Below are 22,557 nucleotides of genomic sequence, written 5' to 3'. Positions count from 1 at the left end.
GGTCTCTACGGCGCCTCGTCAAGCAGACCTCCCCCGCTCTCACGGTTACGGGTGTGCCACGTGGACGGCCGTTTCCACGCGGCAGACCCGTAACCGTGCTCCTGATCACGCAGGTGTGCTGGTGAATCCGTGAAGCTCGCCCGGCCGCAGCTCAGGTGCCGGCCAAATGGAACTGCGTCCGCCCCTCCACCTGTCATCACCAGGTACCCGTATGCCCGCCCGCAGACCGTGATCCGCGCTGTGGTCAGACCCGTCCGACGAAGCCGCCTCCGCCTTAACTCCGGATCAGCGGAGGGGGGTTGGGACATACTGGGGGTGCGCTCACGCGCTCAACTTCGACGGCAGGGGGCCGGCCGGTGTTACGCATTCACTTCACGGCCGAAGACCTCACCCGGACCCGGGTGGCCGCAACGATCGGCGTCGCAGCGGAGGTCTACTACAGCCTGGAACTATTGAGGGAACACCGGGAGTTTCCCCACCTCCGCTCGTGGCGGGCGGCGGTCGCGGGCCGGATGGGAGCCGACACGCGCCCCCTGACCTCTCTGGTTCCGGTGCGTGGTCCCGGGCTCGATCTGCTGGCCCTGATGGGTGACGCGCCCTCGGTGGACCACGCCGTGGACAACCTGCTGCACGCCCCGGTGTCCCGGCTGCGGCGCGAGCTCGAGGAGCTCGACTTCCACCCCCGGCACCTGCCATGGGCCAGACGGGTGTCCGAGGGCGACCGTGACGCGCGGCAGCAGCTCGCCGATGCCGTACGCGCCTGCCATCGGCTGACCGTGGAGCCCTACTGGCACCGAGGGCGGTCCGACCTGGTCGCACTGACCACCCGCTGCGCGAACCTGATGCTGGAGGGAGGCATCGATCTGCTGCTGCGTTCGATCTGCCCACCGCTGGTCCGCTGGCGTCCACCGGTGCTCGAAGCTCCCTACCCGCGGCGAGTCGAAGTGCGCCTCCAGGGACGGGGGTTGGTCATCACGCCCACGGTCTTCTCCAAGCACCCGGTGAGTTTTCTGTGGGACCCGCTCGATCCCGCCCAGCCTCCCCGACTGACCGTGCCGGCCCTGCGCCGGTCGCTGACCGGCAACGAACCGGCAGAAGGCGAGGGCTCCGCCGTGCGGAACCTGGAGTCTTTGCTCGGCCGCACGCGAGCCGCCGCCCTGCACGTGACGGCGGAGGGCTGCACGACGAGCGAACTGGCCCGCCGCCTCAACGTCACGGCCGCAGCGGCCAGTCAGCACGCGAGAGTGCTGCGGAACACGAACCTCATCACCACGAGCCGCCGAGGCGGGTCCGTCCTGCATTTCATCACTCCCCTCGGGCTGGCCCTGCTGGGGGCCGGTGCCCTGACGGAACTGTGAGACCAGCGGGGCCGTGGCGTCAGATGAGTGGGCGCGGCGCCACCCTGCACCCGGGTGCCATCAACTACGGGTGCCAGGCGCGCAGGGCGCCGCGCCTGCCGTCTCCCGCCCCCTCCCTTTAAGCCGTGACTTAAGAGGTAGGCCACAGGCGGCCGACCCGCCCAGGATGTGAAGCCGCAACCGGCTCACCCCACCTGGAGATCCCATGAAGACTCATCTCGCCGCCGCCTTCGGTTCCGCCGTGCTCACCGCGGGCACCTTGCTGGGCGCCCCCGCCGCCGGCGCCCAGACCTCCGCCAGCCTGCCCACCGCCTTCACCGTCCCCGTCGGGAACACATGGACGAAGGGAACGGTCACCTGGTACAACCGGTCGGTCGAAGTGACGGGGACGCACAAGTCGGTGAGCACGGCCGGTGAGGCATACTGCCGGCGCACCTGGGCGTACACCTACGACGCCCACGACAACAGAATCGATTCGGCCGGTTCCGCCTCTTCCGACACGGCGTGCGGCAACACCAAGAGCTACCGCTTCACCGTGCCGGCCGACGTCGTCGGAGGAGCCACGTTCGTACGCGTCTGCCTCGACGACGGCCGTCTCAAGGACCTGCTCTGCAGTCTCCCCCTCCAGCGGCGCTGACCCACCGCACCGCGACTGCTCGGCGCCCCCGAGGGCCTGAACGGAGGTCCGAGCAAAAGCTGATAGGGGACCAGGGCCGCGACCAGGCCGTGCGGGGTCTGCCCGGTGACAGGCAAGACCGGACAGGCCCCCGCTCTGGCCCCGACACACCTTTCGGCATCCGGGCCAACGCCCACCCCGATCTCGTTGATCTCGTCGATACCTCCGGCGACGCCACCGGAAAGGTCTCGGTTCCCGCCCTGCGCCTCCAGATCCCGCACACCTCACGCACGAAGGCTGCAACCTGGTCTGCGCCCAGGCGGGCAGAACGAACCGGCTCATCCCATCCTGGAGATCGCATGAAGACTCCTCTCGCCGCCGCCCTCGGTTCTCTCATGCTGGCCGCGGGCACCTTGCTTGGCGCTCCTGCCGCCGACGCGCAGACCGCCGCCTATCCGACCACCCCTTTCGACGTCGCATTCGGTGCCAGCTACCTCCGCGGCACCCTGACTTGGTACGACCGATCGGTCGCGGCCGATGGAACACTCCGGGCCGTCGGCTGCCACAGGGCGCGGTTCGGCGTCTACGGTGCTTCCGGCGAGGAGCTCGGCGTCTGGAGCACCGGCACCAAGTGCAACGGGACGTATCCGTTCAAGAGCCAAATCCCTGCGAATGCGCCCGGCGGGGCCGCGTACGTCAGCGTCTGTCTGGACGACGTGAACGCGCATTCCAGCAAGTGCGTACGGTACAACCGGCCCTGATCCATCCTTCGGATAGGCTGCGCCCTCCACACAGGTGAGGGAGTGATGCCGGGATGCCTCGTCAAGGCTATGGGTCGTCGCTCGCGATAGCCGAGCGGGGATGGCGGGGACGGCTGGTGCCTGTCCCCCACCCGGCCAAGGAGCCCGCCTTCCTGACGATCCGTTCGGGCGGACCGTTCAGTTGGTTCTCCGTAACCGGGGCCATCGACACGCCCGAACTCCATTCCCGGGACGCTCAGGTGGGGCTCTCCACCTACGGTTCCAAGCCCTTGCCGTTCATCGTCCCCGCCGAGTACACCCATGTGGAGGTGCGGCGGAATTCCGGCGGTGTCGCCCGCTGGTACCTGGACACGCTGCCACAGACGCAGATCGGCTCACTCGCCTTCACCGGTGAAACCGCGGGGACCGGCCCCACTCTGCTGCGCTGGTCGGGCCCACGCCGCACCTTCACCTACACACTGGACGGCAACGAGAACCACAGCGGACTCATGGTGAGCGACGCCCAGGGCCGTTACATGTCCGCGGATCGTGAGGGGACTCTGCGGGGGCGCCTCACCATGCCGGCCGCCGGCTACGTCATGGTGCGCTCGGACGGGCCCTGGGCTCTGCGCTCCGCCTGAGGCTCCCTGTGCCCCAAAAGGATCCGGCGCGCTGGGTGCCGGCCTCCTGGCCAAGGCGGTCTCGACGAGCAACCAGCAGGCGCATGACGCGTCAGATGGAACGCTCGGTGAGTGCACATCACTCCGTCGCGGTGCGGCGGGCGTAGGCGCGGGCGGCGCGGACGCGGTCGCCACAGCGGGTGGAGTACCGCTGGCGGCGGTCGTGCGTCAGCGCAGGGAGCGGTCGCAGAGCGCGGAAGCGCAGGCGGTCAAGCGGGCGGCGCCGGTGCCTTCTTCGGTCTGGGTACACGGCCCAGCGCCGGGCGTAGGACCGGTGCATGGCGCTCCAAGAAGTCCCACAGCTGGTCGGCGACCGGCCCGTGCGGCCGGTCGCGTCGCCGCGCTGCCGAGAGTTCCTCGACCACACCGGGGAAGTGCCGTCCGGCGATGGAGAGCAGTCTTCCGTCACGCAACTCGGTCTCGATCATGAACCGGGGCACGTGTCCCCACGCCATGCCATGCAAGATCAGCTCCTTCTTCATGAGGTGGTCCGGCACGGAGCTCCGGAGCGCGCCTTCGACCAGGAAATGGCCTTGCTCGGACGGGTGCCGCGCCGAATCCCGGACCACGCATTGGGTGAAGGCCTGCATCCGCTGCGGGGTGATGTCGTCGTCCGGGGCGAAGGGCAAAAACCCGGGCGCCACGACGGGCACCAGCGCGACGCTGCCGAGATCGATCCACTCCATCCGCACGTCGCTTTTGGGGACGCGGTGCACGATGAGGTCGGCTTCGTCCTCCAACAGCCGCTCCCAGGGGCCGGTGACCGTCTCGAACTGCAGGTGCAGTCGTGTCTGTGGGCACTGCGCGAAGAAGCGGCTGAGCAACTCCAACACCGGTGGAAGGGGGCACAGGTCCCCGAGCACCACGCGCAGTTCGGCTTCCTCACCCATCGCCAACTGCGCGGCGTAGGTCTGCAGTTCCTCGGCCTCGTGCAGCAGGAAGCGCACCTTGCGGTGGAAGGCGTGCCCCGCCTCGGTTAGCTGGACCCGATAGCCCGAGCGATCCAGCAGGTCCAGGCCCAGCTGGCGCTCCAGCTTGGCGACGGCCGCGAATACGGAGGGGTGCGAGCGGTGCAGCCGCTCGGCGGCGGCCTGGAAACCGCCGTCGAGCACAACGGCGTTGAAGCACTGCAACTCGTGGAGCGTGAAGTTCGACATTGTTCAAACAGCCTACAGAGCTCTTTCGATCTTTTTAATAGAACTCTGCAAGGAGCGTTCCTAGGCTGTGTGCATAGCCGCTAGATCACTGGAGCTGACATGACTTCTCAGACCCGTACTGCCATCACCACCGGGGATGGCGTGCGCATCGCCTACCGCTTCGACGGCGACGAGGACAAGCCGGTGCTGCTGCTCTCGAACTCCATCGGGACCGACCTGCACATGTGGGACGGCCAAGTGTCGGCTCTGACCGAGCACTTCCGGCTGCTGCGCTACGACGCGCGCGGCCACGGCGCCTCCGATGTCCCAAGGGGCGCGTATTCCCTGGACCGCCTGGGGCGCGACGTGGTGGAGCTGCTGGATGCCCTTGGCCTGCAGCGGGTGCACGTGCTGGGCCTGTCTCTGGGCGGAATCGTCGCGCAGTGGCTGGGGATCCACGTTCCGGAGCGCCTCGACCGCCTGGTGCTCTCCAACACCGCTGCCTACCTCGGCCCGGCGAATCAGTGGGATCGGCCGATCGCCGAACTGCTGGCAGCCCCCGACATGCAGGTCACCGCGGAGATGTTCCTGCACAACTGGTTCCCGGCCCGCATGTTGGAAGGCGACGACGAGGTCGTCGAGGGCTTCCGCCGCACTCTGCTCGCCACGCAGCGCGAGGGCGTGGCCGGGAGCTGGGCCGCGGTGCGCGACTACGACCTGCGCCGCACGGCCACACTCATCCACAACCCGACACTGGTCATCGCGGGCGAGCACGACACCGTGACGTCCGCCGACCACGGGAAGGAGCTCGCCGCGACCGTCCCCGGCGCGCGGTTCGTCGTCCTGCCCACGGTGCACATGGCGAACGTCGAAGGGCAGGCGGAGTTCCTGGGTGCTGTGCTGGCGTTCCTCACAGAACAGTCTTGACGCCACTGCCTCGTGCCTGCGCATGCCCCCCTGGACAGGATCACCGCATGGGGCGCTCGAGGCCGAGGGACAACCGACCCGCCGCAGACGCCCGCTGCCTGCGCCACCTCCTCTGTCTGCGCCACCTTCTCGATCGCGAGCGAGGGCGATCGATGCCCCTGCCCCCTCGTACCGCTCAGGCCAGGTGGAAGACCTCGGTCAGAGGCCGCATCGCCGCGTCGGGTGCCTGCCCGTCCAACTCCTCGAAGAAATCGGCCATCTGGGCCTGCCAGCGGGCGTTCACCTCGGTGGCGTCCATGGCGGCGCGGGCCTCTTCGAAGTTGTCCGTCTCCAGGTAGCCGACAAGAAGGCCGTCCGCACGCAAGAAGAGCGAGTAGTTGCGCCAGCCGGCGGCGGTCAGTGCCTCGCGCATCTCCACCCATATGTTCTCGTGGCGTGCTCGGTACTCGACGACACGGTCGGCCTTGACCTTGAGCAGAAAACAGACGCGCTGCATGCTTATCTCCCTTTACGGACAGTGCAGTTGCCGCCGCCGTGCATGAGGTGAACGGCGCTCCGGCCTCCGTGCGTACAGATCAGGACTTGAAGCCGTCGGCGTGATGCTGCTCGCGGCCTCTGCCGACGACACGATGGCACGACGGCCAAGGACCTGCTCCGACTCGTTCACGGCGGGAGATGCCAAGTGAGCCGCGGGCCGGGGAGGGAACGCGGCTGGTGCGACCGGGTGGGAGGCGCGCTGGCCCCAACCGGTGCTCAGGTCTGTGGGCAATGATCACCCCGTGCGGCAGGTCCGCTTCGTCGCGGGTCGCGTCGGGCGCCGCTCCCCCGGCTCGGCGCACCGGTCGTCTATCGTGATCAGGGCAACTCCCTTACCCAGAGGAAGCGTTCATCCTGGTGACAGCGCACATGGCCGCCCTCCACCCCCTGCCTGATCTGCTCCGGGAGCAGGCCCGGCGCTTCGGGACCAAGACCGCCTTCGAGGACGGCCGTTGCCGTGTGACCTACGGGGAGCTGGAACGGCGTACCGGTCGGCTGGCTGGACATCTGGTCAGCCTCGGTCTGCGGCATGGGCAACGAGCGGCGGTCCTCTTGGGCAGTCGGGTGGAGGCTGTCGAGAGCGTCCTTGCCATCACCAGGGCGGGCGCTGTCGGTGTGCCGATGGACCCGCGGAGCACCACCGGCGAGTTGGCACATCTACTGGACGACAGCGGGGCCCGGTTTCTCTTCACCGACCGGTCCTGCCTGGGGCAGATACGGCCATTGCTGCGGTCGCGCCCCGGGCTGAGTGTGGTGCTCGTCGAGGATGCCGGGGCACCAGACGGATCGCCGGCAGCGTCAGCGGCAACGGAGGCGAGTGATGGCTCGGCCGGCGAAGCGAGCATGCTCCGTTACGCGACCCTGGCCGTCACCGAGCCGCCTGTACCGGCTCCGGACGATCTCGGGCTCGACGAGGTGGCCTGGCTCCTGTACACCTCCGGATCGACCGGCCTGCCCAAGGGGGTGCTGTCCACCCAGCGCCAACGGCTGTCGTCGGTGGCTGCCGGTTTCGTCGACGCCCTCGGCCTGTCGGCGGACGACCGCCTGCTGTGGCCCCTCCCCCTCCACCACGCCATGGGGCAACTCCTGTGCGTCCTTGGGGTGACCTCCACGGGAGCGTCCGCCAAGCTCCTTGCGCGGTTCTCCGTGACGGACGTGCTGGGTGAACTGCGCCGGACCGAAGATCCGTTCACGCTGCTGGCCGGTGTACCGGCGACGTACCGCAAGCTCGTTGACGCCGTAGGGGACGGGGGCCTTGGGGCGCCCGCCCTGCGTGCCTGCGTCAGCGGGGGTGCGACCGCTCCGCCCGCCTTCCAGCGGACCTTCGAGGAGGTCTGCCGGGTTCCGTTCCTCGATCACTACGGAAGCACTGAGGCGGGCCCGGTCACCATGACAGCACCGGGTGCCGCCCAAGTGGCCGACTCCTGCGGCCGTGTGCTGCCCGGCATACGGGCGCGCATCGGCGACGGCCACGACATCGAAGCCACCCAAGAAAGCGGCGACGAGGGCGAGTTGTGGGTCTGCGGACCCGGTGTCATGACCGGGTACCACCAGCGGCCCGACGACACCGCCGAGGTCCTGCGCGACGGGTGGTACCGCACCGGTGACCTGGCCCGGATCAGCGCCGACGGTGAGCTCACCCTCACGGGCCGGGTCAGCGAGCTGATCATCAGAGGCGGGGAGAACATCCACCCTTCCGAGGTGGAGGCGGTGCTGCTGGCTCTGCCGGGAATCCAGGACGCCGCCGTGGCCGGCCTCTCGGACGACGTACTCGGTGAGATCCCGGCCGCCTACCTGGTCCCGGTGAACTCCGGTGTCCTGGACAGGAGAGAGATTCTCGCCGCCTGCCGGGAACGCCTCTCCCCGTTCAAGGTGCCCGCCGCCCTCTACGAGGTGGCATCGATCCCTCGTACGGCCTCGGGCAAGGTGAAACGGTACACGCTCGCAGAAATGTCCGCGCGCCCTCTGCCTGCCCATGCCCTCACACCGCACGAGGTGGAGACGGTGGACCTGACGGCCCTGGTGCGGGCCGAGGTCGCCGTCGTGCTCGGCTGCGCCGTGGACGAGGTGGAGCAGGGCACCGCCTTCCGTGACCTGGGTCTTGACTCATTGACGTCGACGATGCTGTGCGAGCGCCTGTCGACGGCGACCGGCCTCGCCCTCTCCGAGGCTGCGCCCTTCGACTTCCCCACCGCGGCCGAACTCGCCGCACATCTGCGGGCGCGGCTCACCAGTGAGACGGCGCCTGTCACGCCCAGCCGTCCGCCAGGGGCCGGGACGGACGAGGACCCCGTGGTCATCATCGGCATGGCCTGCCGTTTCCCCGGTGGCGTACAGAACCCCGAGGACCTGTGGCGGCTGGTCGAGGACGGCATCGACGCCATCACCCCCTTCCCCGCCGACCGGGGGTGGGACGTGAACGGGCTGTACGACCCCGATCCCGGGCAGCCGGGCCGTACGTACGTACGCGAGGGAGGCTTCCTGTCCGGCGTGGACCGCTTCGATCCGGCCTTCTTCGGGATCTCGCCCCGCGAGGCCCTGGCCATGGATCCGCAGCACCGACTCCTGCTCGAAGTCGCCTGGGAAGCCTTCGAACACGCGGGCATCGACCCCGGCACCGTACGCGCCACCCCCACTGGGGTGTACGCCGGACTCATGTACAGCGACTACGCCAGTCGTCTCGCCCGCACGCCGGAACGCGTGGAGGGCTACCTCGGCATCGGCAACGCAGGCAGCGTCGCCTCCGGCCGAATCGCCTACACCCTGGGCCTGGAGGGGCCGGCGGTCACCGTGGACACGGCGTGCTCGTCGTCACTGGTGGCCCTGCACCTGGCAGCCCAGGCCCTGCGCGGAGGCGAGTGCTCGCTGGCGCTCGCAGGAGGCGCCACCGTGATGTCGGCGCCCCACTCCTTCGTCGAGTTCAGCAGGCAGCGCGCACTCGCCCCCGACGGCCGCTGCAAGGCGTTCGGGGCGGCGGCGGACGGCACCGGATGGGCCGAAGGCGCGGGAATGCTGCTCATGACCCGGCTCTCGGAGGCCCGGCGCGCCGGCTACCGGGTTCTGGCCGTGGTGCGCGGTTCCGCGGTGAACCAGGACGGCGCGAGCAACGGCCTGACCGCGCCGCACGGACCGGCGCAGCAACGGGTGATCCGCCAGGCTCTGGCGGACGCCCGCCTTGAACCCGCGGACATCGACGCGGTGGAGGCGCATGGCACGGGCACGCGGCTCGGTGACGTGATCGAGGCGGAGGCCTTCCTGGAAGTCTACGGACGGGCCGGAACCCGTGAACACCCGCTGATGCTGGGCTCGGTCAAGTCCAACATCGGGCATACGCAGGCGGCGGCAGGCATGGCCGCCGTGATGAAGACGGTCCAGGCGATGGCGCACGGTGTACTACCGCGTACGCTCCACGCCGAGCAGCCGAACCCCGGCGTGGACTGGTCATCGGGCGCGGTGTCGCTGCTCACGCGTCCGCAGCTCTGGCCGCCGACCGGGCGGCCCCGGCGGGCTGGTGTGTCGTCCTTTGGCATCAGCGGGACCAACGCACATGTGGTGCTCGAGCAGGCGCCCCTGGAGGAGTCGGGCGCCGGTGCCCCGGGCCGGCCGGACAGCGGAACCGCGGCCCCTGAGGTGATCGCCCGGCCGGTCCCGGTGGAGGCCGTGTCGTTCCCGGTGTCGGCACGAAGTGCCCCGGCGCTGCGGGCGCAGGCCCGGCGACTCCACGCCCACGTGGCCGAGCGTCCCGGAACGGATCTGCTGGACCTCGGTTTCTCCCTGGCCACGACCCGCGCCCATTTCGAGCATCGCGCGGTGCTGGTCGCCGGTGACCGCGAGGAACTGCTCGCCTCGCTCGCAGCGTTGGCGGAAGGCCGCCATCGGCCGGGCCTGAGCACGAGCGGCCCCCGCCCGGCGGGCCCGGTCGTCTTCATGTTCACCGGGCAAGGCAGCCAGCGGACCGGCATGGGCCGGGAGCTGTATGAGGCCCACCCCGTCTACGCCCGTTCCTTCGACGAGACATGCGCCCTGCTGGACCCGCTTCTGCCAAAGCCGCTACGGGACGTGGTGTTCGCCACCGCCACCGATACCGCCGAGGGTGGCGGCGCTGACGACGGCTCGCCGGCGGGCAGGTCCGGCGGGCTCAGCGGACTTCTGCACACGACGCGCTTCGCGCAGCCCGCGCTGTTCGCTCTGGAAGTCTCCCTGTTCCGGCTGCTGGAGTCCTGGGGCGTACGCCCCGACCTGGTGGCAGGGCACTCCGTCGGCGAACTGGCGGCGGCCCATGTCGCCGGGGTGCTGTCCCTCGCGGACGCCTGCACCCTGGTCGCGGCACGAGGCCGGCTCATGGACGCCCTGCCCCCCGGCGGGGCGATGGCCTCGGTACAGGCCGACGAAAGCGAGGTCACCGCCTACCTGGCAGACCGAGCGGACCCTGCCCGAGGGGTGGACGGTGCCCGGGGACTGGACATCGCAGCCGTCAACGGTCGCTCCGTGGTCGTCTCCGGAGACGAAGCCGCAGTGCGGGAGGCCATCGCGCACTGGCGCGCACAAGGGCGCGAGAGCAGCAGGTTGCGGGTGAGCCACGCCTTCCACTCAACGCACATGGAACCCATGCTCGATGCCTTCGGCCTGGTCGCACAGGGCATCACCTACTCCCCTCCGACCCTGCCCCTCGTCACCGCGGTGGCGGGCCGGCCCGCGACCACCGAGGAGATCTGCTCGCCGCGGTACTGGGTGGACCACGTACGCCGACCGGTCCGGTTCGCCGACTCGGTGCGGTACCTGCGGGAGCAGGGGGCCACGCACTTCGTGGAACTCGGCCCGGACAGCGTCCTCACGGGCCTGGCACGCGACTGCCTCGCCGGTCGCCCGGTGGCCACGGCCGACGCGGCCTGGTCAGATCGGGCGACGACGACATCCGGTGGCGGTACGGACTGCCCCGCGCCCCTCACCGTCCCGACGCTGCGCGGCCCGTGGCCGGAGGCAGCGGCGCTGTCCGCCACGGTTGCCGCACTCCACGCCCACGGTGTGGACGTGGACTGGCACGCGGTCTTCGCCGGGCGCGGCGCACGGCCCACAGCACTGCCCACCTACGCGTTCCAGCGTGAGCGGTACTGGTTGGAGGCCGACGCGGCTGCATCGCCGACGGAGGCCGACTCCTCGGCGTCCGCGGCGCAGCCCGGCCTCGCGTCCCACCCCTTCCTGCGCGCGGTGACGTCGACGGCGGACGACGACGGCCTGCTGCTGACCGGTCGGCTGTCCCTGCGCGACCAGCCCTGGCTCGCCGACCACGCGGTGCTGGACACGGTGCTGCTGCCGGCGACGGCCTTCGTCGACATGGCGATCCACGCCGGGGACCAGGCGGGTGCCTCCACACTGGAGGAACTGACGCTGACGGCACCGCTCGTGCTGTCCACCGACGAGCCGGTCGAGCTCCAGGTGAAGGTGGCGCGAGCGGACAGGGACGGGCGCCGAGCGGTGGCCTTCCACGCACGGACGCACACTCCCGGTCACCACGACCGTCCTTGGACCCGCCACGCCTCCGCAGTCCTGGCCCCCGCGGACTTCGGCCTTCCGCAGCAGCGGACCTCGGCGGACACGCCCTCCCCCTGGCCCCCGGCGGGTGCCGTACCGCTTGCGCTCGGCACCGAGGCGGGTATCGGCCTGTACGAGGGGCTTGCGCACAGCGGGCTGCGTTACGGGCCGGCCTTCCAGGGCCTGCGAGCGGCTTGGCGCCTGGGTGACGACCTGCTCGCCGAAGTGGAACTCCCGGAGCCTGAACACGCAAACGCCGACCTGTTCACGTTGCACCCCGCGCTGCTGGACTCGGCCCTGCACACCCTGGCGCTGGATCAGGCCCTTGCGGGCGGCGAAGACGGGAGCGAAACCGGGGCAGTGCTGTCGCTGCCGTTCGCCTGGAGCGGTGTACGGCTGCACGCGTCCGGCGCCCGCACCCTGCGGGTGCGGGTGTTCCGGGCGGAAGGGACAAGTGTCCGCCTGGAGCTGACCGACGGCGCCGGAGCCCCTGTGGCCACGGTGCGCTCGCTCGCCCTGCGGCCGTTCGCCCTGGAGCAGTTGCGCGGCGTGCGCGCGCCCAGTGACAGTTTGTTCCGCCTTGAGTGGACCCCTCTGCCGGGTTCCGGTGCCTCGCTGCCCGCGGGGCCGCCTCCGTGGGGGCTCCTCGGCGAGCCGCTCCCACAACTGCGCGCAGCATTGGCTCAGTTGGGCATCCGGACGGTGGTCTACCAGGACCCTGCCTCGGCGGCAGTCGACGCACCGGCCGTTGTGATCGCATGTCCCACGCCCACCGAGGTGGACGAACCGGACCGCGCGTTGGCCGCACGCCGGGCAGCCGGCTGGGCGCTGCGGCTCGTACAGGACTGGCTCGCCGAGGACCGGCTCGCCAACTCACGCCTTGCCGTCCTCACTCCGGGCGTCGTCACCCCCGGAGCCGATCCGGACGCGAGCATCGGCAATGCCGATGCCGCTCTCGTGCACGCACCTGTGTGGGGGCTGCTCCGCTCGGCGCAGACCGAGAACCCGGGCCGCTTGTCGCTGATCGGCATCGACGACCATGCCGCGTCCGCAGCCGCCTTGGCCCGAGCCCTGACGAGCTCCGAGCCGCAAGTGGCCGTACGTCACGGGGTCGCGTACGTACCGAGACTGGTCCGAGCAACCGAAGCGGCGACGGCCACGGCCGCGACGGCGACGGCCGATGGCGCACCACGTCGGCTGCACCCGGACGGCACCGTCCTGGTCACCGGGGCCACGGGCTCCCTGGGCACGGCGTTCGCCCGTCACCTCGTGGTCGCACACGGCGTACGTCACCTGCTGCTCGTGGGACGGCGCGGAGCAGACGCGCCCGGTGCCGCCGCACTCCGCGCGGAACTCACCGAACTGGGCGCGGAGGTCACCCTGGCGGCCTGCGACGTCGCCGACCGCACGGCGCTCGCCGCCCTGCTCGCGAGCGTGCCGCAGGCACACCCCCTGACCGGAGTGGTGCACACCGCGGGGATATTGGACGACGGTGTGGTACCCGCACTCACCCAGGAACGGCTTGACCGCGTACTGCGGCCGAAGGTGGACGCGGGCCTCGCCCTTCACGACTTGACCCGGAACAGCGACCTGGCGGTGTTCGCCCTGTTCTCGTCGGTGGCCGGGGTGTTCGGCTCCGGCGGCCAGGGCAACTACGCGGCGGCGAACTCGTTCCTGGACGCACTGGCACAGCACCGGAGGATGCTCGGACTGCCCGGCACGTCTCTGGCCTGGGGGCCGTGGCAGCAGAGCGGCGGGATGACGGCCGGGCTCCGGGGCGCGGACCTGCGCCGGATCGCCCGTTCCGGTTTCCTCCCGCTGCGGACCGAGGAGGGCCTTTCGCTCTTCGACGCCGCCATCGAAGGGCAGGAAGCCGTTGTGGTGGCCGCACGTCTCGACCCGGCGGCCGCGGCGGCATCCGGGGAACCTGGGGCACCGCTCTCACGTCTACCGGGCCGAGGGTTCGTACGGAGGGCCTCCGCATCGCCTACGGGGTCCGGCACCGGAGGCGAGGACTCCCTGCGCCGGCGGCTGGCCGCCGCTCCCGCGGCCGAACGCGGCGCGCTGCTCCTGTCGCAGGTGCGAGCGGAAGCCGCCCTGGCACTCGGACATGGCTCGGGGGATTTCGCGGTCGAGGCGGATCGCGCGCTGGCCGAGCTGGGCCTCGACTCACTGGCCGCGGTCGAGTTGCGCAACCGGCTCGCGGCGCTGACGGGACTCGCCTTGCCCGCCACGCTCCTGTTCGACTACCCGTCGCCGCGCGGGGTCGCCGCCCACTTGGCAGAGCTCTGGTCCCTGAACGCCCCTGAAGCCATCGACGCATCGGCCGCACCCCAGCGGCAGGATGAGAATGGCGCGACGCGAGGCGCTTCGGCCCCGAAGGGCACGGACGCCGACTCCTTGTCCGCGCTCTTCCGTACGGCGTGCGCCCGGGGCAAGGCGTGGGACGGGATGGCCCTCCTGACGATCGCGGCACGTCTGCGTGAGGTGTTCGAGGACGCCTCAGCTCTGGGCTCGCCACCCTCGGCCGTCACCCTTGCGACCGGAGGCTCCGGGGCCCGCCTGATCTGTTTCCCCGCCCTCAGCGCACTGTCGGGGCCGCACGAGTACACCCGGTTGGGGATGTCCCTCCAGCGCCTGCGCCCGGTTTCGGTCCTGCCCAACCCGGGCTTTCTGCCGGGGGAACTGCTGCCCGCCGCACTGGACGCCTTCGTGGGGGCACAGGCCTCCGCCGTGCGCGCGTGCGCGGGAGACGAGCCGTTCGTCCTGCTGGGGCGGTCGGCCGGCGGATGGGTGGCACACGCGGTCGCCGAGAGGCTTGAGAGCACGGGCCTGATTCCGTCCGCCGTCGTCCTGATCGACACCTACCCCTGCGAGGAAAACGGCTCCGGCGGCCTCAGTGGCGACGGACCCGCGCTCTCGGCGATGACCGCGGGCATGCTGGAGAACCCCGCGCAGTTCGCCTCGGCCGAGACCGACCGGCTCACTGCGATGGCCGGCTACCTGGAGCTCTACACCGGCTGGAAGCCGACCGCCCTGTCGGCCCCCACCCTCTTCGTCCGGGCCGGCGACCGCCTGCCCGGCATCGGCGCAGCCGATCCATGGAGCCTGCCGCACGTCGAGATCACCGTGCCCGGCGACCACTTCACTGTTCTGGAGGATCATTCCCGCACGACCGCTCTGGCCATCCACACCTGGCTCTCCGAGCACCTCCGAGTGGACGCCTCCTGAGGCGCGTCTCTCCGCGCCACGGCGGGCAAGCCGGAGCGCAGCCGAGTCCCCGGCTTCCCCCACCGACGGCGTATGGGCAGCGGTGAACCTGCTCGTGGTTATGACGGTGCGGGGCGTGCGCGCTCGGACCCGACGGATCACACAAGGTCGGGCGGCATCAGCGCGGTGGCGTCAACGGTCCTCGGCTGCGGCAGAACCCGGACCCAGGTGCGGGCGCCGCGGAATCTCCGCGGCGCACGACACTAGTAACTGTCGTAGCTGGGCTTACCGTTCGGCCGGTAGACGCCGACGACGGTGCCGCCCTTCGTCGTCGAGACGCTGACCGGCTCCAGTGCGGTGGGGATCGCCCCTTCGGCGAACAGCCGCTTGCCGGTGCCGATGATCACCGGGTGAATGGTCAGCCGGTACTCGTCGATGAGGCCGTGCCGCATGAGGGTCTGGGCGAGGTCGCCGCTGCCGACGACGTTGATGTTGCCGCCGTCGGACGCCTTCAGCTTGCGTACGGCATCGGAGACGTCGCCCTCCAGCAGTGTGGAGTTCTGCCACTCGACGGACGTCAGGGTCCGGGACGCCACGTACTTGCGCATGCTGTTCATCCGATCGGTGAACGGGTCGCCGGGATCAGCAGTCGGCCAGTACGACGCGAAAATCTCGTACGTCTTGCGGCCGAGCAGCATCGCGTCCGAGCGCTCGTACCAGCCGGCGATGGCCGCCCCGACCTCGTCGTCATCCACTGGTTTCTGCCAGCCGCCGTGATGGAAGCCGCTCCCCGCGTCCTCGTCCGGACTGCCCGGCGCCTGCATGACGCCGTCGAGCGTCAGGAACGTGCAAAGGATGATCTTGCGCATGGTGTGCTCCCTTCCTCAAGGGGTGGACCGTACGACCGCCGCAAACTCATCGGCGCAACCTCCGCGGTGACTGGTGCAGCCGGGCTTACCCGTACGCGGCCGGGGCCGAGGCCGGGGTGACGGTCACGCCAACGGCGTCGGGGGCCCAGCCCATGTGCATCACCCCGTGCATGGTCTTGTTGGCGTACTCGGCGGCCCACTCCTCGTGTGTCTGGACGATCGAGGTGAAGGGCGCCGCGCTGAGGTCGGGGCCGCCCGGTGCTGGCAGGGCCCACACATCCTCATGGCGGTGGGTCGGCGGGCCTTTGCCGACGCTGCGCGGCCGGCGCACCCGGCTGCCGACTGTTCGCGTGGTGCCACCGCAGATACGCTCGACTCCCTCTCGGCCGCACTATGACCCGGCCTCGGGCCTCCAAGATCCGTGGAGAAAACGCATGAATGATGTGGGCTTCGGCACCGGCAAAGTGGTCGTGAACCGGGCGATGTCGCTGGACGGCTTCATCGCCGGTCCTGGCCACGCGATGGACTGGATCGCCGAGTACCTGACCGCGGCCGAGGTCCCGGAGGTCATGGCGGCCACGGGCGCCATGCTCGTCGGCCGGGGCACCTACGAGGTCGCCAAGCGCATGGCCGGCCAGGAGGCCGCCTACGAGGGGGGAGCACAGTTCGTCCTCACGCACGAGCCTCCCGACGAGCCGGACCCTGCCGTCACCTTCCTCACCTGTGGACTTGAGGAAGCCGTTGCCACGGCACGCAGCGCCGCGGGCGGCAAGAACCTGGAGATCCTCGGTGCCGACGTGGCCGCCCAGTGCCTGCAGCGCGGGCTCGTCGACGAGATCCTGGTGTATGTCCTACCGCTGCTACTGGGCGACGGCGTCCGCTTCTCGCCCCCAAGCCTCGGCAGGATCGACCTGGAGCCTTTCAGCAACACCCAGTCGGGCGCCATCACGATGCTCCGCTTCCGTGTGCGGAAGCAGGCGCGACCCACCAACAGCTAGGGCCTCTCTGGGAGTGCGGAACGTGAGCTCTTGTCCGTTTCGTGATTGCGGTTGGGGAAGGATCGCTGGTCGCGGGCCGGGTGTGATCCTCAGGCGCCGGGCCGGGTGAACAGGCCGGGTTCGGCTTCGGTATCGCTTCCGCTGCTCGGGCAGCTGCCAGCGCAGCAGGTCGTGAATGTCCTGGTCAGTGCCCTCATCGCGTGCAGGAGGTAGAAGTAGTGCTTCACCGCTCCGGGCGGAGGCATGTCGTGCGGCAGGAACTCCCACTGCTCGTCGGTGACGTCGCTCGGGTACGGCTTGCGCATGCTCATGCCACAACCCAGCGAACCCCGAACGCCCGACCGGCAACGATGCCCCAACATCACATCATCGAACGATCACAAGCCGGAGGGAAGGTCACGTTCCGCACTCTCACGTCATCGAGACGACGACCTTGCCGGCCTTCGCCCGGCCCTTCTCGACGTACTCCATGGCCTGGAGGGTCTCGTCGAACGGGAAGACGCGGTCGACAATGGGGCGGATCTTCCCTGTGTCGACGAGGGAGGCGAGCTCACGGAGCTGGTCGCCGCTGGACTTCATGAACAGGAAGGAGTACGTGACGCCGAGCTTCTTGGCGCTGCGCCGCGTCTTGGCACTCAGGACGGTCGTGACCGCGCGCATCACCGGGTTGAGGCCCAGCTCGCGGGCGACGTCCGCGTCGGGCGGGCCGGCCACGCTGATGGCCAGGCCGCCGGGCTTGAGGATCCCGAAGGACTTGGCGAGGTTCTCGCCGCCGAGGGAGTCGAGTACGAAGTCGTAGCCCTCGAGCACCTCGGAGAAGTCCTGCGTGCGGTAGTCGATGACCTCGTCCGCGCCGAGCTCCTTCACCAGGTCGACCTTGGCGGTGCTGGCTGTGGAGGCCACGTGTGCGCCGAGCGCCTTGGCCAGCTGGACGGCGATGGAGCCGAGGCCCCCGGCGCCCGCGTGGATGAGGACCTTCTGGCCCGGCTGCACCTTGGCCCGCTCGACCAGGGCCTGCCAGGCGGTCAGCGCGACCAGGGGGAGGGAAGCGGCCTCGGTCATGGTGAGCGTGGCGGGCTTGGCCGCCAGGTCGTCCTGGTGGATGGCGAGGAGCTCGGCGAAGGTGCCGATGCGGTCCTTGTCGGGGCGGGCCCACACCTCGTCGCCCACCGCGAACCGGGTGACGGACGAGCCGACCTGGACGACCTCCCCGGCGAGGTCGTTGCCCAGGGCGAGCGGGAGCCGGTACGGCAGGATTGCCTTGAGGGAGCCGTCGCGGATCTTCATGTCCAGCGGGTTGACGCTCGCCGCGTGGATCCTGACCAAGACGTCGTCGGCGCCCACCTGCGGGTCGGGTATGTCCGCGGCATGCATCCCGGTGGCGTCACCGTACTTCTCGACCATGAAGGCCTTCACCGACTTCTCCGTTCCTTTTCCCGCCCGGGCGGGGCCGGGTTCTGTCGCCGCCCCGGGTTTGTCCCCGAACGGAATAGATTGCGCTACTTTCCCTACCTGCACCGCTTCAGGCCACCGGCACCGCCGGGGCAAGGACGCGGCCCGTGTCGCCGCCCTGGAGCCGCCCCAGCGAGCCGGCGATCCCCTCGTGGGGCACGCCGAGCGGCACCGCACTGACCTCGGTCAGGCGGGTGTACTGCTCCTCGGTCAGCTGGACATCGAGGGCGCCGAGGTAGCTGTCGAGCTGGGCGAGGTTGCGCGGGCCGATGATCGGGACGAGCGTGGCCACGGAGCGGGCGGCGCGCTCGCGCACCCAGGCCACCGCCACCTGGGCGGGCGTCACGCCGGTCTCCTCGGAGATGGCCAGGACAGTGTCGACGACAGTGGTCTTCTGGTCGGTGCTCTCGGTGTGGATGACCATGCCCAGGTCACTCAGGCGCCCCTCGGCGGAGCTGCGGTACTTGCCGGTGAGCAACCCACCGCCGAGCGGGGACCACAGGGCGGCACCCAGGCCGAGGCTCTCGGCCATGGGCAGGAGTTCGCGGTCGGCGGTGCGTTCGACGAGGCTGTACTCGTGCTGGATGCCCACGATCGGGGTCCAGTTCTTCAGGTCCGCGAGGGTTGCCGCGCGCGAGACACGCCAGGCGGGGAAGTTCGACAGCGCGGCATGGTGGATCTTGCCGGCGCTCACCAGGTCGTCGAGTCCGCGCAGGAGCTCTTCCATCGGGGTGAGCTCGTCGGGGAAGTGCACCCACAGCAGGTCGATGTAGTCGGTGCCCAGGCGCTTCAGGCTGGCCTCCACCGAGGCGACCATGCTCTTTCGACTGTTGCCGGTCTTGGAGATGTCCGGCTGCGGGGCGGCGCCGAAGGCGAACTTCGTGGCCAGGACGAAGTGCTCGCGGTCGGCGGAGATCACCTTCCCGGCCAGCTCCTCCGACTCGCCGAACTGATAGCCGTCCGCGCTGTCGAGGAAGGTGCCGCCGGCCTCGGCGAACCGGTCGAAGATCCGGCGCGCCTCGTCCGGCTCGGCGCCGGCACCCCAGCCGGTGCCGAAGTTCGCGGTGCCCAGCGCGTACTCGGACACGCGCAGTCCGGTCCGGCGTCCAAAGGTCGTGTAACGCATGAAACGTCCTTGCATCAGGGGTGGGGAGGCGGGCACGCCGGGGTGGAAGGCTGAGCTCAGCCCGCGTTCGGCTGGGGTGCCGCGGACAGGCTCTGCTTGACGTACCGGCTGGTCTCGTCGGCGAGGATCTCGGGCAGGCCGGTCTCGATGCCGTGCAGGGCCTGGGCCGCGACGTCGGCGGCGGCGACCTTCTGATCGGCAGGCACGCCGGCGGCCATGTCGGTGTCCATGTAACCGACGTGCAGTGCCGAGACGGTGATCCCGCGCGGTGCCAGCTCCTCACGGGTCGCGTCGCTCAGCGCCCAAGCTGCGGCCTTGGAGGCCGCGTAGGAGCCGAGTCCTGCCGGGTGGAACCAGGACAGGGCGGACAGGACGTTGAGGACGGCGCCGCCGCCATTGCCCTCGATGACCGGGGCGAAGGCGCGGGTCGCGGCGAGCGGCCCGAAGAAGTTCGTCTCCATCTCCCGGCGGACCTCGTCCAGGTCGCCACCGATCAGGGTGGCGCCGGTGGAGATACCCGCGTTGTTGATCAGCAGCGTCGCATCGGATGCGGTGACGGCGGCCTCCCGGATCGACTGCTCGTCCGTCACGTCGAGGTGCAGCGGCGTGACGCCCGGCAGGTCGATCGACTCGGGGCGGCGGGCCGCCGCGTAGACCTTCGCGCCCTGCTCGACGAGCTGGACGGCCAGCAGCCGCCCGAGACCCCGGTTGGCGCCGGTGACCACTGCGACCGCGTTCTTCAGTTCCATGTCTGCTCCCAGCGTGATGGGCACCGTGTGGCCCGTGAAACTTAGATGTCGTTTGAAATCTATCCCCCAGCTTAGGATAGATTTGCCTAGACATCCAATCGGGAGTTCGGCATTCAACCGGGAGGTGGCTGATGGGCCGCGTATCGCAGGCGCAGGCGGACGAGAACCGCAGGCGGGTCGTGGAGACGGCCTCCCGGCTGTTCCGGGCGCAGGGCACGCAGGTCAGCGTCGCCGACCTGATGAAGGCGGCCGGACTGACCCACGGCGGCTTCTACAAGCAGTTCGCCTCCAAGGAGGCGCTCGTCGATGAGGCCACCGCCCACGCCTTCGCGGAACTCGCCCGGCGCCACACAGCCGGGCTCGAGCGTCACGGCGGGCAGCGCGAGGCCACCCAGCAGGCACTGATCGACACCTATCTCTCCCTCGCACACCGGGACGACCCGGGGGATGGCTGCCCGGTCGCCGCGCTCGCCAGCGACATGGCGCGCGAGGGCGCTGACGGCGAGGCCCGTCGCGTCTACACCGAAGGGGTGGGCGACTTCGCCGAGTGGCTCGCCACGGACGACCAGGACGGTCTCGTCCGGCTGTGCACCCTGTTCGGCGCGCTCGTCCTGGCTCGCGCCACCAAGGGGTCACCCCTGTCGGAGGAGATCCTCGCCACCGCGCGCGCGGCCCTGACCGGGCCCGAGCCCGCACCGGCGACGTCACGGTAACCATCGCCGCTGCCGTAGCTGTGGCTGTATCCGCACCTGTCGGCGTCAGCGGGGCAGGATGGCGCCGATCCGGGCCCGGACGTCCCGCAGGATCTCGTCGGTGCTCGCGGTGGCGTGCGGGCCGGCCGCCACGGCGAGGAACAGGACGGCGGACACGACGCGAACCGAGCCGCGTCTCGGCATCGGCCTGTCCCGCGCGGCCTTGCTGTGCAGTACATCGGCGATCGCCGCCTCGGTCCGCGCGGTGATCTCCAGGGCCTCGCGATGGCGCGGCTCGGTGGGATCACCGAAGACCATCTCGATCGCGAAACACTTGCGGACCGCGATGGGTGCCATGGGTGGCGCTCACGGCTCTGGTCGGGGTCCTGCTCTTCGACCTGCTGCCCGGTCGGAGCCGTCTCCCGCGACCCCAACGGCTCGAAGCCCGGATGCGGCTCCGGCGGCCCGTCTACCCCAACAAGAAATACATGCTCCTGTGCATGACCACCTCCCCCGGTACCGCCTGCTCCACCACCGAGCTCTGATTCCATGCCTCTGCTCCTGGGCCCGGAGCGGGGGCGCAAACGACCGGTCATCGCTCGGGCGCGGCAGGTCCCTCCCGCCAGTGCGTCCGCGACCTGACACGTGGACGTCGGCGTCGCCAGGTCAGCTCATGCCAGTCTGCTCAGCGCCGCCGACACCAGGGTTTGGACGCCGGGGACAAGCACCGACGGGTCGGGGGCGAACGACGGACTGTGGTTTCCCGGTACGTTGCCGATCTTGTCGGCCAGGCCTGTTCCGGGCGCCGCCTCCCACGCCGTGGGCGGGGTCGACGTCACGTACCAGTAGTCGTAGGGCACGCCCTCGGGCGCGAGGAGGGAGAAGTCCTCGCTGCCCATCGCCGGACCGAAGTCGAACACCGTGGGCGCTCCGAACAGTTCGCGGTGGACGGCAGCGATCTCGTCGTCGAGGACGGCGTCGTTGACGGTGTTGGGGTATCCGGGCCGGACCACGACCTCCGGCGGGGTCGGGCAGCCGGCGGTCCGGCACTCGCCCTCGACGATGCGGCGGACGGCCCCAAGGACGCGGTCCCGCACATGTACGTCCTGAGTGCGCAGGTTGAGGGAGAGCCGGGCTTCGGCGGGGATGATGTTGTGCTTCGTACCTGCGTGGAACTGACCCACGGTCAGGACCACCGGGTGGGCGGCCGCGACCTCGCGGGACACCACGGTCTGCAGGCGCGTGACGATGTAGGCGGCCGTCACCACCGGGTCGGTCGTCGACTCGGGGCGGGAGCCGTGACCGCCGACGCCGTGCACGACGACGTCGATGTCGTCGGCGGCCGACATGGTGAGTCCCGGGGTGTGCGGGTAGAACCCGGCGAGGCCGGGCGTGACGTGCTGGCCTAGCAGGACGTCGGGGCGGGGGAAGCGGGTGTGCAGGCCGTCGGCGACCATGGCCGATGCTCCGCCGCCGGACTCCTCGGCGGGCTGCCCGACGACCACGAGCGTGCCCGACCAGGTGCCGCGGGCCGCGGCCAGCGCGTCGGCGGCTCCGGCGAGCCACGTGACGTGCAGATCGTGGCCGCAGGCATGCATCACGCCGTCGACGGCCGAGGCGTATTCCAGACCGGTGGCCTCCTGGACCGGCAGTGCGTCCATGTCTCCGCGCAGCCACACGGTGGGACCGTCGCCATTGGCAAGTACACCGACCACTCCGGTGCGGCCGACGCCTTCCGTGACGACGTAGCCGGCCGTACGCAGCCGCGAGGCGAGCTTCGCGGCGGTGCGGTGCTCCTGGAAGGCGAGTTCCGGGTGGCGGTGGAGGTCCTGGTAGAAGTCCTCCAGGGCGGCGGGCTCCAGGCCCGCGGTGATCTCTTGTGTGAGGCGGGCGACGGCGGTCGGTGCGCTCATGCCGCCTCCTCCTTCAGGTTTG

At 70.3% G+C, this 22,557-nt stretch carries 20 protein-coding genes; 9 read left to right on the top strand and 11 right to left on the bottom strand.

The features are described 5' to 3' along the window. The first annotated feature begins 356 nt into the window (after nt 1-356). From ACZ6ZP_RS19275 to ACZ6ZP_RS19260, 4 genes are all read left to right on the top strand, one after another. A complete protein-coding gene (locus ACZ6ZP_RS19275) occupies nt 357-1,358 on the top strand; it encodes an ArsR/SmtB family transcription factor (RefSeq protein WP_351172970.1) in 1,002 nt (333 codons plus the stop codon). Nucleotides 1,359-1,563: 205 nt separating this feature from the next. Next, a complete protein-coding gene (locus ACZ6ZP_RS19270; protein WP_469407630.1) occupies nt 1,564-1,995 on the top strand; it encodes a hypothetical protein in 432 nt (143 codons plus the stop codon). A 338-nt stretch (nt 1,996-2,333) separates the two neighbouring features. Continuing rightward, nucleotides 2,334-2,735 (top strand): hypothetical protein, encoded by a 402-nt coding sequence (locus ACZ6ZP_RS19265; RefSeq protein WP_469407628.1) that lies wholly within the window; start codon nt 2,334-2,336, stop codon nt 2,733-2,735. A gap of 116 nt (nt 2,736-2,851) precedes the next feature. Next, nucleotides 2,852-3,355: a hypothetical protein gene (locus ACZ6ZP_RS19260; protein ID WP_351172979.1), complete on the top strand. Its 504-nt coding sequence runs from the start codon at nt 2,852-2,854 to the stop codon at nt 3,353-3,355. Between the two features lie 248 nt (nt 3,356-3,603). On the opposite strand, the gene ACZ6ZP_RS19255 is transcribed toward ACZ6ZP_RS19260, so the two are convergent. Continuing rightward, on the bottom strand, nt 3,604-4,551 hold the full coding sequence (locus tag ACZ6ZP_RS19255) for a LysR family transcriptional regulator (protein WP_351172982.1): 948 nt from the start codon (nt 4,549-4,551) through the stop codon (nt 3,604-3,606). Between the two features lie 99 nt (nt 4,552-4,650). Here ACZ6ZP_RS19255 and ACZ6ZP_RS19250 point away from each other — a divergent pair, with 99 nt between their 5' ends. After that, on the top strand, nt 4,651-5,457 hold the full coding sequence (locus ACZ6ZP_RS19250; RefSeq protein WP_469407626.1) for an alpha/beta fold hydrolase: 807 nt from the start codon (nt 4,651-4,653) through the stop codon (nt 5,455-5,457). Nucleotides 5,458-5,632: 175 nt separating this feature from the next. On the opposite strand, the gene ACZ6ZP_RS19245 is transcribed toward ACZ6ZP_RS19250, so the two are convergent. Further along, nucleotides 5,633-5,953: an L-rhamnose mutarotase gene (locus tag ACZ6ZP_RS19245; RefSeq protein WP_399976692.1), complete on the bottom strand. Its 321-nt coding sequence runs from the start codon at nt 5,951-5,953 to the stop codon at nt 5,633-5,635. A 359-nt stretch (nt 5,954-6,312) separates the two neighbouring features. Then, on the bottom strand, nt 6,313-6,501 hold the full coding sequence (locus tag ACZ6ZP_RS19240; protein ID WP_469407707.1) for a hypothetical protein: 189 nt from the start codon (nt 6,499-6,501) through the stop codon (nt 6,313-6,315). Between ACZ6ZP_RS19240 and ACZ6ZP_RS19235 the strand changes: the two genes are divergently transcribed. Next, the gene (locus ACZ6ZP_RS19235) at nt 6,454-14,757 is read left to right on the top strand and encodes a type I polyketide synthase (RefSeq protein WP_469407703.1); all 8,304 of its coding nucleotides are present in this window, start codon (nt 6,454-6,456) and stop codon (nt 14,755-14,757) included. The two genes, ACZ6ZP_RS19240 and ACZ6ZP_RS19235, sit on opposite strands and share 48 nt — an antisense overlap. A gap of 242 nt (nt 14,758-14,999) precedes the next feature. On the opposite strand, the gene ACZ6ZP_RS19230 is transcribed toward ACZ6ZP_RS19235, so the two are convergent. Then, nucleotides 15,000-15,605 (bottom strand): dihydrofolate reductase family protein, encoded by a 606-nt coding sequence (locus tag ACZ6ZP_RS19230; protein WP_399976690.1) that lies wholly within the window; start codon nt 15,603-15,605, stop codon nt 15,000-15,002. Nucleotides 15,606-15,690: 85 nt separating this feature from the next. Continuing rightward, nucleotides 15,691-15,882, bottom strand: a complete 192-nt coding sequence (locus ACZ6ZP_RS19225; protein WP_469407624.1) for a hypothetical protein — start codon at nt 15,880-15,882, stop codon at nt 15,691-15,693. Nucleotides 15,883-16,039: 157 nt separating this feature from the next. Here ACZ6ZP_RS19225 and ACZ6ZP_RS19220 point away from each other — a divergent pair, with 157 nt between their 5' ends. Continuing rightward, a complete protein-coding gene (locus ACZ6ZP_RS19220; protein ID WP_361470321.1) occupies nt 16,040-16,603 on the top strand; it encodes a dihydrofolate reductase family protein in 564 nt (187 codons plus the stop codon). Nucleotides 16,604-16,692: 89 nt separating this feature from the next. On the opposite strand, the gene ACZ6ZP_RS19215 is transcribed toward ACZ6ZP_RS19220, so the two are convergent. The 4 genes from ACZ6ZP_RS19215 to ACZ6ZP_RS19200 form a co-directional block, all read right to left on the bottom strand. Continuing rightward, nucleotides 16,693-16,914 (bottom strand): transposase, encoded by a 222-nt coding sequence (locus ACZ6ZP_RS19215; RefSeq protein WP_469407622.1) that lies wholly within the window; start codon nt 16,912-16,914, stop codon nt 16,693-16,695. Nucleotides 16,915-17,014: 100 nt separating this feature from the next. Then, on the bottom strand, nt 17,015-18,019 hold the full coding sequence (locus ACZ6ZP_RS19210; RefSeq protein ID WP_469407621.1) for an NADP-dependent oxidoreductase: 1,005 nt from the start codon (nt 18,017-18,019) through the stop codon (nt 17,015-17,017). 106 nt (nt 18,020-18,125) lie between these two features. Next, a complete protein-coding gene (locus tag ACZ6ZP_RS19205; RefSeq protein ID WP_469407619.1) occupies nt 18,126-19,181 on the bottom strand; it encodes an aldo/keto reductase in 1,056 nt (351 codons plus the stop codon). A 56-nt stretch (nt 19,182-19,237) separates the two neighbouring features. Further along, complete coding sequence (locus ACZ6ZP_RS19200) at nt 19,238-19,930, bottom strand: SDR family oxidoreductase (RefSeq protein WP_383825502.1); 693 nt, start codon at nt 19,928-19,930, stop codon at nt 19,238-19,240. Nucleotides 19,931-20,061: 131 nt separating this feature from the next. Between ACZ6ZP_RS19200 and ACZ6ZP_RS19195 the strand changes: the two genes are divergently transcribed. Further along, nucleotides 20,062-20,643, top strand: a complete 582-nt coding sequence (locus ACZ6ZP_RS19195) for a TetR/AcrR family transcriptional regulator (protein WP_361470329.1) — start codon at nt 20,062-20,064, stop codon at nt 20,641-20,643. A 45-nt stretch (nt 20,644-20,688) separates the two neighbouring features. Here the strand turns inward: ACZ6ZP_RS19195 and ACZ6ZP_RS19190 are convergent, their stop codons facing one another. Beyond that, a complete protein-coding gene (locus ACZ6ZP_RS19190) occupies nt 20,689-20,979 on the bottom strand; it encodes a hypothetical protein (protein WP_361470331.1) in 291 nt (96 codons plus the stop codon). A gap of 2 nt (nt 20,980-20,981) precedes the next feature. On the opposite strand from ACZ6ZP_RS19190, the gene ACZ6ZP_RS19185 reads away from it, so the two are divergent. Then, entirely contained in the window at nt 20,982-21,167 is a 186-nt protein-coding gene (locus ACZ6ZP_RS19185) for a hypothetical protein (RefSeq protein ID WP_361470333.1), read from the top strand. 126 nt (nt 21,168-21,293) lie between these two features. On the opposite strand, the gene ACZ6ZP_RS19180 is transcribed toward ACZ6ZP_RS19185, so the two are convergent. Further along, on the bottom strand, nt 21,294-22,535 hold the full coding sequence (locus ACZ6ZP_RS19180; protein WP_469407618.1) for an amidohydrolase: 1,242 nt from the start codon (nt 22,533-22,535) through the stop codon (nt 21,294-21,296). Nucleotides 22,536-22,557 lie beyond the last annotated feature (22 nt).

Source organism: Streptomyces sp. NPDC054047 (assembly GCF_055585065.1).
Note: the sequence above shows the minus strand (reverse complement) of the source record. Positions and strands in the feature narration are given on the sequence as shown.

Bases quoted from the DNA above. Each gene is read 5' to 3' on its own strand.
- ACZ6ZP_RS19270 (WP_469407630.1), top strand. From the start codon at position 1,564: ATGAAGACTCATCTCGCCGCCGCCTTCGGTTCCGCCGTGCTCACCGCG.
- ACZ6ZP_RS19265 (WP_469407628.1), top strand. From the start codon at position 2,334: ATGAAGACTCCTCTCGCCGCCGCCCTCGGTTCTCTCATGCTGGCCGCG.
- ACZ6ZP_RS19255 (WP_351172982.1), bottom strand. From the start codon at position 4,551: ATGTCGAACTTCACGCTCCACGAGTTGCAGTGCTTCAACGCCGTTGTG.
- ACZ6ZP_RS19250 (WP_469407626.1), top strand. From the start codon at position 4,651: ATGACTTCTCAGACCCGTACTGCCATCACCACCGGGGATGGCGTGCGC.
- ACZ6ZP_RS19245 (WP_399976692.1), bottom strand. From the start codon at position 5,953: ATGCAGCGCGTCTGTTTTCTGCTCAAGGTCAAGGCCGACCGTGTCGTC.
- ACZ6ZP_RS19240 (WP_469407707.1), bottom strand. From the start codon at position 6,501: ATGTCCAGCCAGCCGACCGGTACGCCGTTCCAGCTCCCCGTAGGTCAC.
- ACZ6ZP_RS19230 (WP_399976690.1), bottom strand. From the start codon at position 15,605: ATGCGCAAGATCATCCTTTGCACGTTCCTGACGCTCGACGGCGTCATG.
- ACZ6ZP_RS19220 (WP_361470321.1), top strand. From the start codon at position 16,040: ATGAATGATGTGGGCTTCGGCACCGGCAAAGTGGTCGTGAACCGGGCG.
- ACZ6ZP_RS19215 (WP_469407622.1), bottom strand. From the start codon at position 16,914: ATGAGCATGCGCAAGCCGTACCCGAGCGACGTCACCGACGAGCAGTGG.
- ACZ6ZP_RS19205 (WP_469407619.1), bottom strand. From the start codon at position 19,181: ATGCGTTACACGACCTTTGGACGCCGGACCGGACTGCGCGTGTCCGAG.
- ACZ6ZP_RS19200 (WP_383825502.1), bottom strand. From the start codon at position 19,930: ATGGAACTGAAGAACGCGGTCGCAGTGGTCACCGGCGCCAACCGGGGT.
- ACZ6ZP_RS19195 (WP_361470329.1), top strand. From the start codon at position 20,062: ATGGGCCGCGTATCGCAGGCGCAGGCGGACGAGAACCGCAGGCGGGTC.
- ACZ6ZP_RS19190 (WP_361470331.1), bottom strand. From the start codon at position 20,979: ATGGCACCCATCGCGGTCCGCAAGTGTTTCGCGATCGAGATGGTCTTC.
- ACZ6ZP_RS19180 (WP_469407618.1), bottom strand. From the start codon at position 22,535: ATGAGCGCACCGACCGCCGTCGCCCGCCTCACACAAGAGATCACCGCG.